This window comes from Mesorhizobium sp. WSM4840 (assembly GCF_055811755.1).
This window is the reverse complement of record NZ_JBVVQD010000017.1, coordinates 86,585-99,918: the sequence shown is the minus strand read 5'-3', so window position 1 is coordinate 99,918 and position 13,334 is coordinate 86,585. Positions and strand designations below refer to the sequence as shown.

Genomic DNA, 13,334 nt, shown 5'->3' with positions numbered 1-13,334 from the left:
TGACTTCGCGGACCGTAAGCCGAGGTGGCATCGGTCCTCAGCTGCACCCGCTCGTCGAGCCGCAGGTGTCGCACTTCTCGCACGTGCCGTTCCGCACCATCGTAAAATTGTGGCATTCCGAGCATTCGTTGCCGGTGTAGCCCTGCATCAAGGATTGCTGACGCCTTGTAGCGGCAAGCGCTTTCGCCTCGGCCGCCTCCTGCGCGGCGGCATCGGTGAACAGGCCCGAAGCCTCTTCGGCTTCCTCGTAGACGATATCCTCGACCAGTTCCCTGGCCCGCTCCTCATAGTCACGCTTATAGGCGATCGCTTCGTCGCTGGCCGGCTTCAGCGCCAGCACATTGGAGCCTGAGAACGCCGTCGGCGCCGAGCGAGTGGGGGCGGGAGAGGGACTTGAACCGCCAAACCCCTTAGGGTCGGCGCTCATTCCCGACACCAGTTTGACCGGCGAGACGCCGCGCGTCAGCCCCTTCGAGAACGGCGTCGCCTTGCCTTCGTTGATGCCGCGGCCAAGTGCGGTCTTGTCGAAATCCGACTGGTCGACATGAGCGAGGTCGTGGCGTTCGAGATAGGAAACCGCAAGTTCGCGGAACACATAGTCGAGGATCGACGTGGCGTTCTTGATGGCGTCGTTGCCCTGCACCATGCCGGCAGGTTCGAACTTGGTGAAGGTGAAGGCTTCGACATATTCCTCGAGCGGAACGCCATACTGCAGGCCGAGCGAGATGGCGATGGCGAAGTTGTTCATCATCGCCCGGAAGGCGGCACCTTCCTTGTGCATGTCGATGAAGATTTCGCCAAGACGACCGTCATCGAATTCGCCGGTGCGCAGATAGACCTTGTGGCCGCCGACGACCGCTTTCTGGGTATAGCCCTTGCGGCGGTTCGGCAGCTTTTCGCGGTCGCGATAGAGGCGTTCGACGACGCGTTCGACGATCTTTTCAGTCACCTGCACGGCGCGCTGTGAAGCCGGCGCCGCGATCAGCTGTTCGACGGCATCGTCCTCGTCGTCCTCGACGTCGGCGAGCAGCGAGGCGTTGAGCGGCTGCGAGAGTTTCGAGCCGTCGCGATAGAGCGCGTTGGCTTTCAGCGCCAGCTTCCACGACAGCATGTAGGCGCCCTTGGCGTCTTCCACCGTCGCATCGTTCGGCATGTTGATGGTCTTGGAAATGGCGCCGGAGATGAAGGGCTGGGCCGCCGCCATCATCTGGATGTGGCTATTGATCGACAGCGAACGCTTACCGATCTTGCCGCACGGGCTGGCGCAATCGAACACCGGCAGATGTTCAGCCTTCAGGAACGGCGCGCCTTCCAGCGTCATCGCACCGCAGACATGGATGTTGGCGGCCTCGATGTCCTTCTTCGAGAAGCCCAGCGCCGGCAGCATCTCGAACGAGAAATCGTTGAGCTGCTCGTCGGTGAAGCCAAACGTCTCCTTCACCCAGTCGGCACCAAGCGTCCACTGGTTGAAGACGAACTTGATGTCGAAGGCCGATTTCAACGCTGCGTTGAGTGCCGCGATCTTGTCGTCGGTAAAACCCTTTGCCCTAAGCGAGCCGGGGTTGATGGCTGGCGCCTGGTTCAGATTGCCGTGGCCGACCGCATAGGCCTCGATCTCGGCGATCTGGCTTTCCGAATAGCCGAGCGTGCGCAGCGCTTCCGGGACAGCGCGATTGATGATCTTGAAGTAGCCGCCGCCGGCCAGCTTCTTGAATTTCACCAGCGCGAAGTCGGGCTCGATGCCGGTGGTGTCGCAATCCATGACCAGGCCGATCGTGCCGGTCGGCGCGATCACGGTCGCCTGCGCATTGCGGTAGCCATGCTCTTCGCCGAGCTCGATGGCGCGATCCCAGGCAGCCTTGGCATGGGCGGCAAGCTCCGGCTGCTTCAGGTCGGAGGCGACCAGCGGCACCGGGTTGACGGCGAGTTTCTCGTAGCCGTCCTTGTCGCCATAGGCAGCGCGGCGATGGTTGCGCATGACGCGCAGCATGTTCTGCGCATTGCGGTCGTAATCGGGGAAGGCGCCGAGCTCGGCGGCCATTTCGGCCGAGGTGGCATAGGCCGTGCCGGTCATAACAGCGGTGAGTGCTGCGCAGATGGCGCGGCCCTCGTCGGAATCATAGGGAATGCCTGATGTCATCAGCAGGCCGCCAATATTGGCGTAGCCGAGGCCGAGCGTGCGGTATTCGTAGGAGAGCTTGGCGATCTCCTTCGACGGGAACTGCGCCATCATGACGGAAATTTCCAGCACCATGGTCCACAGCCGAACCGTGTGCTCGTAGGCGGCGATATCGATGCTGCCGTCCGCGTTGCGATAGGGCAGCAGATTGATCGACGCCAGATTGCAGGCGGTGTCGTCGAGGAACATGTATTCCGAGCACGGGTTAGACGCCCGGATCGCGCCGGCCGCGGCGCAGGTGTGCCAGTCGTTCATCGTCGTGTTGAAGTGCAGGCCCGGATCGGCCGACGCCCAGGCGGCATAGCCGATCTTTTCCCACAAATCCCGGGCCTTCAGCGTCTTCAGCACCTTGCCGTCCTTGCGGGCGGTGAGGTGCCAGTCGGCATCCTCTTCGACGGCGCGCAGGAAATCGTCTTTCAGCGAGACCGAATTGTTGGAGTTCTGGCCCGAAACGGTGAGGTAGGCGTCCGAATCCCAGTCGGTGTCGTAGGTCTTGAACGACATCGAGGTGTAGCCCTGCTTGGCGAACTGGATGACGCGGTAGATGTAGTTCTCCGGCACGCCGTCCTTCTTGGCTGCCTTGATCTCGCGCTTCAGCGCGGTGTTGATCGCCGGGTCGAAGCAATCGTCGTCCTGGCCTTCGCAGTTGATGCAGGCCTTCATGATCGCTTCGAGGTGCTTCTTCACGATCTTCGAGCCGGTGACCAGCGAGGCGACCTTCTGCTCCTCATTGACCTTCCAGTCGATGAATTCCTCGATATCGGGATGGTCGGCGTCGACGATGACCATCTTTGCGGCGCGGCGCGTCGTGCCGCCCGACTTGATGGCGCCCGCCGCGCGGTCGCCGATCTTGAGGAAGCTCATCAGGCCGGACGAGCGGCCGCCGCCGGACAGTTTTTCGCCTTCGCCGCGCAGGAACGAGAAATTGGAGCCGGTGCCGGAGCCGTATTTGAACAGGCGCGCTTCACGCACCCACAGGTCCATGATGCCGCCTTCGTTGACGAGATCGTCCTGCACGCCCTGGATGAAGCAGGCATGCGGCTGCGGATGCTCGTAGGAAGATTTCGACTTGGTCAGCTTGCCGGTGAACGGGTCGACATAGAAATGGCCCTGGCTCGGGCCGTCGATGCCATAGGCCCAGTGCAGGCCGGTGTTGAACCATTGCGGCGAGTTCGGCGCGACGCGCTGGGTGGCCAGCATATAGGCGAGCTCGTCGCGGAAGGCGCGCGCGTCTTCCTCCGACTTGAAGTAGCCGCCCTTCCAGCCCCAATAGGTCCAAGTGCCGGCGAGGCGGTCGAAGACCTGGCGGGCGTCGATCTCGGAGCCGTAGCGCTCAGCCTCGGGCAGTTTTGCCAGTTCGGCCTCGTCGGCGACGGAGCGCCACAAGAAGGAGGGGACGTCATTCTCCTCGACCCTCTTCAGCCGCGCCGGCACACCGGCCTTGCGGAAGTATTTCTGCGCCAGGATGTCGGCGGCAACCTGGCTGAACTGCGCCGGCACATCGATGTTGTCCAAGCGGAACACCACCGAGCCATCCGGATTCTTGATCTCCGAAAGCGCCTTGCGGAATTCGATCTCCGCATAAGCCGACTGCCCTTGCTTGGTGAAACGACGCTCGATGCGCATTGGTCCTATCCCTTTGTGTGTCTACATATAGCGCATTTCCCGGGGGATTTCTGCCCCATTGCGAAACGCGCATGTCCGCCGTCTGCCGGCGTTCGAAAACGGCCGGCTCCTTTTCACAGGCTCCGCCCGCCCTGCTGGTCGAACTCCTTGCGAAGTAGCCGTCCAACGCGCTGGCGAACCCTGCGGGTCCCTCAAAACTGAAGTTTTTTCGATTCCCTCAATCGAGGGAAGCTCACACTATCTAGCGCCGAACCTACCTGCAAACACTAAATATAGTGTTAACAGACAATTTATTCCAGTCCGACACTTTTCCCTTTCGTCCCCAAAGACCCCACAATCCCAACGCTTCCGCCGGCCTCGTAAACAGGCGGAAATGCGGCCAAAACGCACATAATCCGGGAAAAAGACCGGGCTCAGAACTTTCCGGTCGCACTCTCAACAGGAGCGCATCGCCTATAAAAGGCGACTCGTTTTGCGCCGTCAAGGATTCGTTTGTGCCGCTTTTGTGACCCCAACATCTTGTGTGTCACATATGTGGATAACGGGGATAGAAAGTGGCCCAGGGAATTTCGATTTGCCCACGCGCGGGCAATCGGCCGCGACAACGCATGCCAAAGCTGGAGTGGCCAAATCGATTCTCTTCGCCAAACAACATCGCCGGTGATGCGCGGCAGGTGCGCGGCTTTGGCCGGTGCGCCTATGCTTGCTCAGGAGAACTGGTGCGGGTCGGCACAGAAATAGGCGATGATCTGGCCAAGGTCCGGCTCGTTGACCATGCGCACGGCCTCGGCGGGGCTGACCCATTTACGGGTGCGCGACCGCTTTTCCTTCCATCGGTCGGCGATCTTGTCGACCTGCAGCGGAAATACCAGGACTTCGCAAGGCACTTCCTCGCCGGAAGCCAATCCCTTGGCATAGAAGTAGCGGCCGGCTTCGTGGTGGGAGACCGTGCCGCGCAGTCCGGCTTCCTCGCCGGCCTCGCGCGCCGCCGCTTCGCAAAGCAGTTCCTTGGCCTCAGGCCAGCCCTTGGGAAGCACCCAGCGGCCGGTATCGCGGCTGGTGATCAGCATGATCTCGACGCCATGCCCGGTATCGCGCCAGGGCAATGCTGCAACCTGCAGGCGGCACGGCGCTGTGCCGAAGAGCCGCTGGACCCTTTCGGCCAAATGGTTGTGCGTTACTGGCCTCGTCAACATCGGAGAAGCTTGCCCCAGCCTCCAGAATCACTTGCCGTCTCGTGAATCTTACGGCTAATCATAAGCAATAAAAGTAAAAAACCTCATACGAACGGGTTAACCACGCCACCAGGCGTCGATTCAGGAAATATCGTGCGCTGCGGCGCTCTTTCAAGAAGTGCTCGCCGGTGCTCTCCGAAGGAACGGCTTGCGCGAATCAGCCGGCGTGGTCGTCAGCGATCGGCTTCTGGTAGGTGAAGCCCATATCCCACGGAAAATAGATCCAGGTGTCCTGGCTGACTTCAGTGACGAAGGTGTCGACCAGCGGCCTGCCTTTCGGCTTGGCGTAGACGGTGGCGAAATGCGCCTTGGGCATCATGGCGCGCACGATGCCCGCGGTCTTGCCGGTGTCGGTGAGGTCGTCGATGATCAGCACGCCGGCGCCGTCATCGGCGAGCAGTGCCGGCGTGACCTCCTTCAGCACCTGCAGCTGCCCCTGGCTGGCGTAGTCGTGATAGGAGGCGACGCAAACCGTCTCAATAACCCGGATGCCGAGTTCACGCGAGATGATAGCGGCCGGAACCAGGCCGCCGCGCGTGATGCAGACGATCGCTTTCCATTGGCCTTTGTTGGCGCCGGCAAGCCGCCAGGCGAGTGCACGCGCGTCGCGGTGGAACTGATCCCAGGAAACGGGAAAGGCCTTTTCGGGAAGGGACATTTTTCTGCGCACTCCGCAGCGCGCGAAAAACCGCGCGCAGACACTTGAAGGAATGCGTGCGGAATTAACTGGAAAGCCTTGGCCTTGGCAAGGGCGGCGGCAGGCGATCCCTGTGGACCTGGTCCTTGTGGACTTACCGTGACAGGAAAGCTGCCACGGGCAGGGTGCGCAGCACCGTGCGGGTGACCCCGCCGAACAGCAGCTGGCGCAGCCAGGAATGGCTGTAGGCGCCAAGTACGAGCAGGTCGGCGCCGGTTTCGGCGACCCTGGTCTGGATCACCTCGTCGACCGAGTGGCCGCCCGATTGCAGCACCGAGACGCTGACGGTGGCGCCGTGCCTGGACAGGGCGGCGGCGATTTCGGCGCCGGCCGCCTCAGGGGCCTCGTCGAGCGTATCCGGCGGGTCGATGACGACAATATCGGTCTTCTCGGCCTCGGTGATGAAGGGCAGGGCGTCGAAGGCGGCGCGCGCGGCTTCCTTGCTGCCGTTCCAGGCAAGCAGCACGTGCTTGAAGCTGGTGATGAGTGGGCCTGAGTGCGGCACGACCAGCACCGGCCGGCCGGCGTCATAGACCAGCGTGTCGACATCGGCGCTCGGATCGCCGCCCGACTCGCGCTGCGCGGCGATGATCAGGTCCGCAGTGCGGACGGTTGGGATGCCGGTCAGCGCGCTGTCTCCGGAAAAGCTCTCGAGGCTGCGCCACTCGAAGGACAGGCCGGAATCCTCGATGTGCCTGAGGAAAACCGCCCGCAATTTTTCTGCGCGCTCCTTATTCATGTCGGCCGAAACCTGCAGGAATTCGGTGTCGGGAAAGCCGGTCGCCGAGGTGTAGGGGACGGGAAGCGCTTCGGCATGAATGCCGATGAGATGGCTCTCGAACCTGTCGGCAAGCGGAATGGCGCATTCGAGCACGCGCTCCGCGTCCTGTTCGTTCTGCAGTATGGCGACGATGGTCTTGAATCGCATGGTAACCCCTCATTTTACGGCGATCGAAACTCGCCCGCATGAAACGTTACAGCACCACGCTTGGTTCCGGCTAATGCATGTCGCCCAAAGGCATGCCCTCGGGCTTGAACCGAGGGTGCGCAGCGGTTGGGATAACGACATGCATAAAAACAAGAACCTAAAGCGCGTCGAATGAATCCTTTCAGACGCGATGCGCTTTAGATCAGCTGGCCGCGCTGGTGAGGCCTGCGACCATCGCCTCGACATCGGCGCGGGCGGCGTCCAGCGCGTCCTGGCTGCGGGCACGAACGACCAGCTCGGTCCAGAACTTGCCGTCGCCATATTTCGGGTAGGAGCCGATAATCGTATCCGGATGCGCCCTCTGGATGTCACCCAGCGGTCCGCCGACCAGGCCTTCGCCGAACGGACAGTGCACCGTGGCCGACAGCATTTTGGTGCCGGCCTTCAGCGTCGGCACCACATTGTCGAGCATGGCCTGGAAAATCGCCGGCACGCCGGCCATGACATGGACGTTGCCGATGCGGAAGCCGGGCGCGATGGACACAGGATTGTCGATATGGTCGGCACCGCGCGGCATCCGCGCCATGCGCTTGCGCGCCTCGGTATATTCGATGCCGCGCGCGGCGTAGCTCGCTTCCAGCATGGCATGGGCCTTGGCGTCGTATTCGCAAGGCACGCCGAAGGCCTTGGCAATGGCATCCGCGGTGATGTCGTCATGCGTCGGACCGATGCCGCCGGTCGTGAAGACGTAGGTATAGCGGGCACGCAGGGCATTTACTGCGGCGACGATCTCGTCTTCCTCGTCGGGAACAATGCGCACCTCCTTCAGGTCGATGCCGATCACCGTCATGATATCGGCGAGGTGGCCGATATTCTTGTCCTTGGTGCGGCCGGACAGAATCTCGTCGCCGATGACCAGCATGGCGGCGGTGACGATTTCAGGCATGGGAGGCTCCGGCAAAAAGTCAGTTGAGATAACGCGGCGGATGGTTGGCGGCAATGCCCGTATTGATAACGCTGCTGCAGCAGAGCAATCGCATCAGGTCGGCTTCGCCCCTCATTGCCCTGCCGGGCATTTCTCCCCGTATAGTGACGGGGAGAAAGACGCCTTCGCAAAGGATTTCGCCAATCTCCAGGGTTGCAGTAGGGGGTGCCGAGATTGCGGCCAGCACCTTCTCCCCGTCACTATACGGGGAGAAGGTGCCGGCAGGCGGATGAGGGGCGGCGCCGACTTCGACAATTGGCCGAGCACCTGCTTTTGTCTGAAGAGATTGCGCTGGCTGCCGCAGCCTAGCAGGAACGCGTCAATGCCTTCAGGCGCATCGCCGACCGCGAGACTGTCACAGGCGCTATTCCTTCACCGCACCGGTCATCGAGGAAACGTAGTGCTCGACAAAGAACGAATAAAGCACGACCACCGGCAGCGAGCCGATCAGGGCTCCGGCCATCAGCGCTCCCCATTCATAGACGTCGGAGCGGACAAGCTCCGTGAGCACCCCGACCGGCACAGTCTTGTTTTCGGACGACTGGATGAACGTCAGGGCATAGATGAATTCGTTCCATGACAGGGTGAATGCGAATATGCCGGCGGAAATCAGGCCGGGCACCGACAGCGGCAGCACGATCTTGGTGAGGATCTGCCACCGGCTCGCCCCGTCAATGAGCGCGCATTCTTCCAGTTCGAACGGGATGGAGCGGAAGTAACCCATCAGCAGCCACGTGCAGAAGGGTACCAGGAAAGTCGGGTAAGTAAGAATGAGCGCGAAGGGTGTGTCGTAGAGCCCAAGGTTGAACACCATCACCGACAGCGGGATGAACAGGATCGACGGCGGCACGAGATAGGCGAGGAAGATCGCGAGCCCGACCTGCCGCGCCCCCGAAAACCTCAGCCGTTCGATCGCATAGGCCGCGAACACCGCAGCCAGCAGCGACAGGAAAGTGGCGGCAGTTGAGATGATGATCGTGTTGAGCAGCCAGCCCGGATAGGACGTGTCGAACAAGAGATAGCGGATGTGCTCGAATGTCGGATGCACGACCCATAACGGATTGAAATTGGCGTAGTCGGTCATCTCGAGATTGGGCTTAATCGCCGTGATCGTCATCCAGTAGAACGGGAACAACAGCACGATGACGAACACCAGTAACGGCAGATAGACCGTCACCAAGCGCCGCGGCAGGCTCTGAAGGTAGCCCATGCCGCCTTCGTCGAGTTCCGGACGTTTCGTTTTTTTTATCGTGGCCATGTCAGTCTCCGCCGCCTTGCTGCCATTTGCGGCGTTGCAGGCCGAAATAGCTGAACAGGATCGCCGCAAGCAGGAACGGGATCATGGCGACCGCGATGGCGGCGCCCTCGCCAAGCTGGCCTCCCGAAATGCCGCGCTGAAACGACAATGTCGCCATCAAATGGGTGGCATTGACCGGTCCGCCGCGGGTCAGCACATAGATCAGCTGGAAATCGGTGAAGGTGAACAGCACCGAGAACGTCATGGTGATGGCGATGATCGGCGTCAGCAGCGGCAGCGTCACAAAACGGAACAGTTGCCAGCGGCTGGCGCCGTCGAGCGTGGCGGCCTCATAAAGCGACTGCGGAATCGTCTGCAAGCCGGCCAGCAGCGTGATCGCCACGAACGGGATGCCGCGCCAGATATTGGCGGCGATGACCGAAGCGCGCGCGTTCACCGGATCGCCGAGGAAATTGATCCGATGGTCGATCAGGCCCATTTCCATAAGCGCCCAGGACAGGATGGAGAACTGCGAATCGTATATCCACCAGAAGGCGATGGCCGACAGCACCGTCGGCACCACCCACGGCAGAAGGACGATCGCGCGGAAGAACGATTTGAAGGGAAGGTTCTGATTGAGGATAAGCGCCAGCCAGAGGCCGAGCGCGAACTTCAGGATCGAGGCGCTTATCGTGTAGAGCAAGGTGTTGAAGACGGAGAGCCAGAAGACCGCGTCATCCGACAAATATTGGTAGTTTTCGATGCCTATGAAGATACCGGGGCGGCCGATTCGGGCATCCGTGAAGCCGAGCCAGATGCCGAGCCCCAGCGGATAGGTGAGGAAGACCAGCAGCAGCGCTGCCGCCGGCAGCATGAAGCCGAAGCCAAGCGCGTTCCGGCTGTCGGCCAGGAGCGACAGGCTCCGCGACAGGATCGACGGACGCGGCTGAACGGCAGCGGACGACACGGCCATAGGACGGCTCCTCATAAGTCTGCTGGCATGGTGGCCTGAGTGGCCGCCACACGATTTCAGGAACCAGACCGGGCAGCGCGGTCGCGGCTGCCCGGCTCGGCTGTGATCAAACGCGATAGTACCGGTTGGCGCGTTTCTCCGCCTCTTCCATCGCCTCCTGCGCCGTCGCCTGGCCGGTCACCGCCTTGGCGAACATGTCGACCAGGACATAGTCGGCCATGGTCGCCGCCGAAGCGTAGCCGAGCGGCCCGGCATAACCGTTGGGACGCAGCGTCGCCGAGGCTTTGGCGTAAGCGGCGTTGTTCGGGTCGGCCGTCCACACAGGATTGTTCTCGAAGGCTTTGAGTGTCTGGCAGCAATAGCCGGCCGAGGAGGTGATCCACTCTGCCATTTGCTGTTCCTCGAACATGAACTGCAGATAGGCCTTGGCCGCGTTGGGGTAGGGCGTGTAGTCGAAGATCACGGCCGTGGTCACCTGGAACAGCTCGACGGATTTTCCGACAGGACCGATCGGCAGGCTGGTCGTGCGCATGTCCTTGGCGATTTCAGCCAGTTTCGGATCATTGTCCTTGTTGGTCTTGGCCGTGTTATACACGGAAATGCCGTTGGCGATGACGCTGAGTTCGCCGGCCAGGAAGGCGCGGTTGTTGTTCACGTCGAGCCAGCTTTCGGTGCCGGGGATAAAGGTCTTGTAGAGTTCCTGCGCGTATTCGATCGCCTTGAGCGTCTCGGGGCTGTTGATCGTCACCTTTCCGCTCTCGTCGACCATCTGGCCGCCATGGCTCCACAGCAGCCAGTGAGCATAGTTGTTGCCGTCGCCGACGCCATGGCCGTGCGTGAAACCGGCCGGATGGCCCTTCGCCTGCAACGCCTTGCAAAGCTCGAGGAAGCTCGCCGTGTCCTTCGGAAACTCCGAGAAGCCAGCCTCCTTCACCCAGCTTTCCCGATAGACGATGGCATTGCCGATGGTGGCCAGGGGCAGGCCGAGGAATTTCCCCTCCCGCGTCGCATATTGCTTTGGTCCGTCGTGCCAGCCGCCGTATTTCGTGCCGAGATACTCACCCAGTTCCGTCACGTCGTGCAGCTTGTCGGGGTACTGATGCGGGTCGTCGAACCAGACCAACATGAGATCTGGGCCGGAGCCGACATTGGCGGCGACCGCCGCCTTGGGGCGGATGTCCTCCCAGCTTTCCTTGTCGACGCGGACCTCGACGCCTGTCGCCTCGGTGAACCGCTTGGTGTTGGCCAGCCATTGATCCTCATCGCCCTGTACGAAGGGCGACCAGCGCAGCATCCGCAGCTTTGCGCCGTCCTCGGGCTTGTATGTCAACCCCTCCTGGGCAAAGGCGGAAGAGCCGACGAACCGGCTTCCCAAGGCTCCCGCCGCCACGCCGGCGGTCGTGCGGATCACGTCACGTCTGGTGAATTTCATGCTCGTCTCCTCCTGTTTATGTCCTTGCCGTGGTTCTTACTGCCGGGTGCGCATGTCGAAGCGCTGCCCGGTTTCGCCATGAAAAAGATGGATGAGGCCGGGCTCGGCCGTAAGCCGTACGGTCTCGCCCGGCGTGAAGGAATGGCGCTCGCGGAAATTGGCGACGATCTCTTCGCCGCCGGCCGTCCGGCCGATGAGCTGCACTTCCGATCCGGTCGGCTCGACCACCGCGACGGTGACCGGAATACCCTGGTCATCGGACAGCTGCAGATGCTCGGGCCGTATCCCCAGCACCACCTGTTCGCCGCTGCCGATCGAAGGTACTGCGGCCAGCGGCAGGGAAATTCCGCCGGAGCCGCGAAAAGACGGTGAGCCGCCATCAGTTGCGATTTCGCCCCTCAGCATGTTCATGGCGGGCGAGCCGATAAAGCTGGCGACGAAGAGATTGTTCGGCCGGTCGTAGAGTTCCAATGGCGGCCCGATCTGCTCGACGATGCCGTCATGCATGACCACGATCTTGTCGGCCATGGTCATCGCCTCGATCTGGTCGTGGGTGACATAGACCGTCGTGGTCTTCAGCCGCTGGTGCAGTTCCTTGATCTCGGCGCGCATCTGCACCCTGAGCTTGGCGTCGAGATTGGACAGCGGCTCGTCGAACAGGAAGACCGCCGGATCACGCACGATCGCCCGGCCCATGGCGACGCGCTGGCGCTGGCCGCCGGAAAGCTGCCGGGGATAGCGCTCCAGCAATGGCACCAGCCCCAGGATTTCGGCGGCGCGCTTAACGCTGGCAGCGCTTTCGGCTTTCGAAACACCCTTGAGCATCAGCGAGAACGCCATGTTCTCGGCGACGGTCATGTGCGGGTAGAGCGCGTAGTTCTGGAAGACCATGGCGACGTCGCGTTCTTTTGGCGCAACATTGTTGACGACACGCTCGCCAATCGCGATCTGGCCGCGCGAAATCTTTTCCAGGCCGGCGATCATCCTGAGAAGGGTCGATTTTCCGCAGCCCGACGGACCTACCAGCGTGACGAATTCGCCGTCATCTATGTCGACGCTGACGCCGTGCAGAATCTCGACGGTTCCGAATGATTTGTAGACATCGCCAATTGCGACAGACGCCATCGATTTCCTCCCGAATGCTTCCTGCGACGTCTTCGAAGGAAACCGCTTTCCTAACTGGCCGCGGCAGCTCCCAAGTTCCTCCCTGGTCACGCGCGATGATGAAACGGTAGCGCTACCAAGGCTGCCTGTAAAGCGGCTGCGCCGCGAGCACTCTTCTTTGTTGCTCTTGATCGTGAGCGTTCCCAGCGGAACTGAAATTCGCCACGTCCGGGATCATAGCAAGAGCATGACTTGTCAAGCCCCAGCTCTTAAAACCAGAGATGCGAGAAGCCATCAGCAACGACACCAGCCTAGTCGGAAACTTCGGTTTGCGGGCGGTCCCGGCCGTCGGCGAGCTCGTCGTGCCATTTGCCGTCGGCATCCTCGTACTGGATACCGTCCGTGGTGCCGGCGACCTGCTGTTCGGCCGAGGCGATCTCGGCTGCCCGCAGCGCGTCCTCGTGGGTGGGGAACGTCTCCGAAAATGTCTCGCCGACCTTGTAGGCCCAGCCCCCGTCATGCTCGACGATCTTGTAGGTCAGCTTCGCCATGAAATCCTCCAGTGGAAAAAGCTCCGTCTGCTCAATGCAGTTTGCCTTGGGGCAGTTTGCCTTGGGGCAATCTCTCGTCGGGCAATCTCTCGTCGGGAACCAGCACGTCCGATTCCTTCGCGGCCTCGACCAATGCCCGGCGCGCATCCGCTGTCGAACGATAACCTTCCAGCACTTTTAGGCAAGTGTCGAGAGCATCGCGATGCCGAGGACCACGATTGAGTGGCCAGACCGTCATCAGGCACTCCGCTGCTTCCTGGGTGCTGCGGATCTCACGGTATTTGCCGACATGGCCAAGTTCGACCACGACCGGCTTTTCAAAAGGCTTGTTGTCCATCATTGCCGCCAACGCGGAGCGGCCGATTTGGTTGCACGCCCCTCCGCGTA

11 protein-coding genes are annotated in these 13,334 nt (G+C 61.6%); all 11 read right to left on the bottom strand.

What is annotated here, in order from left to right; translation table 11 throughout:
* Window positions 1-37 precede the first annotated feature (37 nt).
* The 11 genes from AC0L3I_RS22385 to AC0L3I_RS22335 all read right to left on the bottom strand — a co-directional run bounded on the left by AC0L3I_RS22385 (window position 38) and on the right by AC0L3I_RS22335 (window position 13,287).
* Window positions 38-3,805, bottom strand: a complete 3,768-nt coding sequence (locus AC0L3I_RS22385) for a vitamin B12-dependent ribonucleotide reductase (RefSeq protein ID WP_473528245.1) — start codon at window positions 3,803-3,805, stop codon at window positions 38-40.
* Between the two features lie 707 nt (window positions 3,806-4,512).
* Window positions 4,513-5,001, bottom strand: a complete 489-nt coding sequence (locus AC0L3I_RS22380; RefSeq protein WP_473528244.1) for an NUDIX hydrolase — start codon at window positions 4,999-5,001, stop codon at window positions 4,513-4,515.
* A gap of 196 nt (window positions 5,002-5,197) precedes the next feature.
* On the bottom strand, window positions 5,198-5,698 hold the full coding sequence (gene gpt, locus AC0L3I_RS22375; protein ID WP_023798205.1) for a xanthine phosphoribosyltransferase: 501 nt from the start codon (window positions 5,696-5,698) through the stop codon (window positions 5,198-5,200).
* A gap of 133 nt (window positions 5,699-5,831) precedes the next feature.
* Window positions 5,832-6,665 carry a universal stress protein gene (locus AC0L3I_RS22370; RefSeq protein ID WP_473487950.1) on the bottom strand — a complete coding sequence of 278 codons (834 nt, stop codon included), beginning with the start codon at window positions 6,663-6,665 and terminating at the stop codon, window positions 5,832-5,834.
* A gap of 202 nt (window positions 6,666-6,867) precedes the next feature.
* Window positions 6,868-7,611 (bottom strand): competence/damage-inducible protein A, encoded by a 744-nt coding sequence (locus AC0L3I_RS22365; protein ID WP_473487951.1) that lies wholly within the window; start codon window positions 7,609-7,611, stop codon window positions 6,868-6,870.
* A gap of 403 nt (window positions 7,612-8,014) precedes the next feature.
* Window positions 8,015-8,908, bottom strand: a complete 894-nt coding sequence (locus AC0L3I_RS22360) for a carbohydrate ABC transporter permease (protein ID WP_473528243.1) — start codon at window positions 8,906-8,908, stop codon at window positions 8,015-8,017.
* Window position 8,909: 1 nt separating this feature from the next.
* Entirely contained in the window at window positions 8,910-9,761 is an 852-nt protein-coding gene (locus tag AC0L3I_RS22355; RefSeq protein WP_374120408.1) for a carbohydrate ABC transporter permease, read from the bottom strand.
* A 205-nt stretch (window positions 9,762-9,966) separates the two neighbouring features.
* A complete protein-coding gene (locus AC0L3I_RS22350; protein WP_123149946.1) occupies window positions 9,967-11,292 on the bottom strand; it encodes an ABC transporter substrate-binding protein in 1,326 nt (441 codons plus the stop codon).
* A gap of 36 nt (window positions 11,293-11,328) precedes the next feature.
* The gene (locus tag AC0L3I_RS22345) at window positions 11,329-12,417 is read right to left on the bottom strand and encodes an ABC transporter ATP-binding protein (protein WP_192360645.1); all 1,089 of its coding nucleotides are present in this window, start codon (window positions 12,415-12,417) and stop codon (window positions 11,329-11,331) included.
* 290 nt (window positions 12,418-12,707) lie between these two features.
* Window positions 12,708-12,947 carry a DUF2188 domain-containing protein gene (locus AC0L3I_RS22340; RefSeq protein WP_077371423.1) on the bottom strand — a complete coding sequence of 80 codons (240 nt, stop codon included), beginning with the start codon at window positions 12,945-12,947 and terminating at the stop codon, window positions 12,708-12,710.
* Between the two features lie 31 nt (window positions 12,948-12,978).
* On the bottom strand, window positions 12,979-13,287 hold the full coding sequence (locus AC0L3I_RS22335; protein WP_473528274.1) for a DUF982 domain-containing protein: 309 nt from the start codon (window positions 13,285-13,287) through the stop codon (window positions 12,979-12,981).
* Window positions 13,288-13,334: the final 47 nt, after the last annotated feature.

Coding starts and splice junctions, on each gene's coding strand:
- AC0L3I_RS22385 (WP_473528245.1), bottom strand. CDS start 3,805: ATGCGCATCGAGCGTCGTTTCACCAAGCAAGGGCAGTCGGCTTATGCG.
- AC0L3I_RS22380 (WP_473528244.1), bottom strand. CDS start 5,001: ATGTTGACGAGGCCAGTAACGCACAACCATTTGGCCGAAAGGGTCCAG.
- gpt (WP_023798205.1), bottom strand. CDS start 5,698: ATGTCCCTTCCCGAAAAGGCCTTTCCCGTTTCCTGGGATCAGTTCCAC.
- AC0L3I_RS22370 (WP_473487950.1), bottom strand. CDS start 6,665: ATGCGATTCAAGACCATCGTCGCCATACTGCAGAACGAACAGGACGCG.
- AC0L3I_RS22365 (WP_473487951.1), bottom strand. CDS start 7,611: ATGCCTGAAATCGTCACCGCCGCCATGCTGGTCATCGGCGACGAGATT.
- AC0L3I_RS22360 (WP_473528243.1), bottom strand. CDS start 8,908: ATGGCCACGATAAAAAAAACGAAACGTCCGGAACTCGACGAAGGCGGC.
- AC0L3I_RS22355 (WP_374120408.1), bottom strand. CDS start 9,761: ATGCTGCCGGCGGCAGCGCTGCTGCTGGTCTTCCTCACCTATCCGCTG.
- AC0L3I_RS22350 (WP_123149946.1), bottom strand. CDS start 11,292: ATGAAATTCACCAGACGTGACGTGATCCGCACGACCGCCGGCGTGGCG.
- AC0L3I_RS22345 (WP_192360645.1), bottom strand. CDS start 12,417: ATGGCGTCTGTCGCAATTGGCGATGTCTACAAATCATTCGGAACCGTC.
- AC0L3I_RS22340 (WP_077371423.1), bottom strand. CDS start 12,947: ATGGCGAAGCTGACCTACAAGATCGTCGAGCATGACGGGGGCTGGGCC.
- AC0L3I_RS22335 (WP_473528274.1), bottom strand. CDS start 13,287: ATGATGGACAACAAGCCTTTTGAAAAGCCGGTCGTGGTCGAACTTGGC.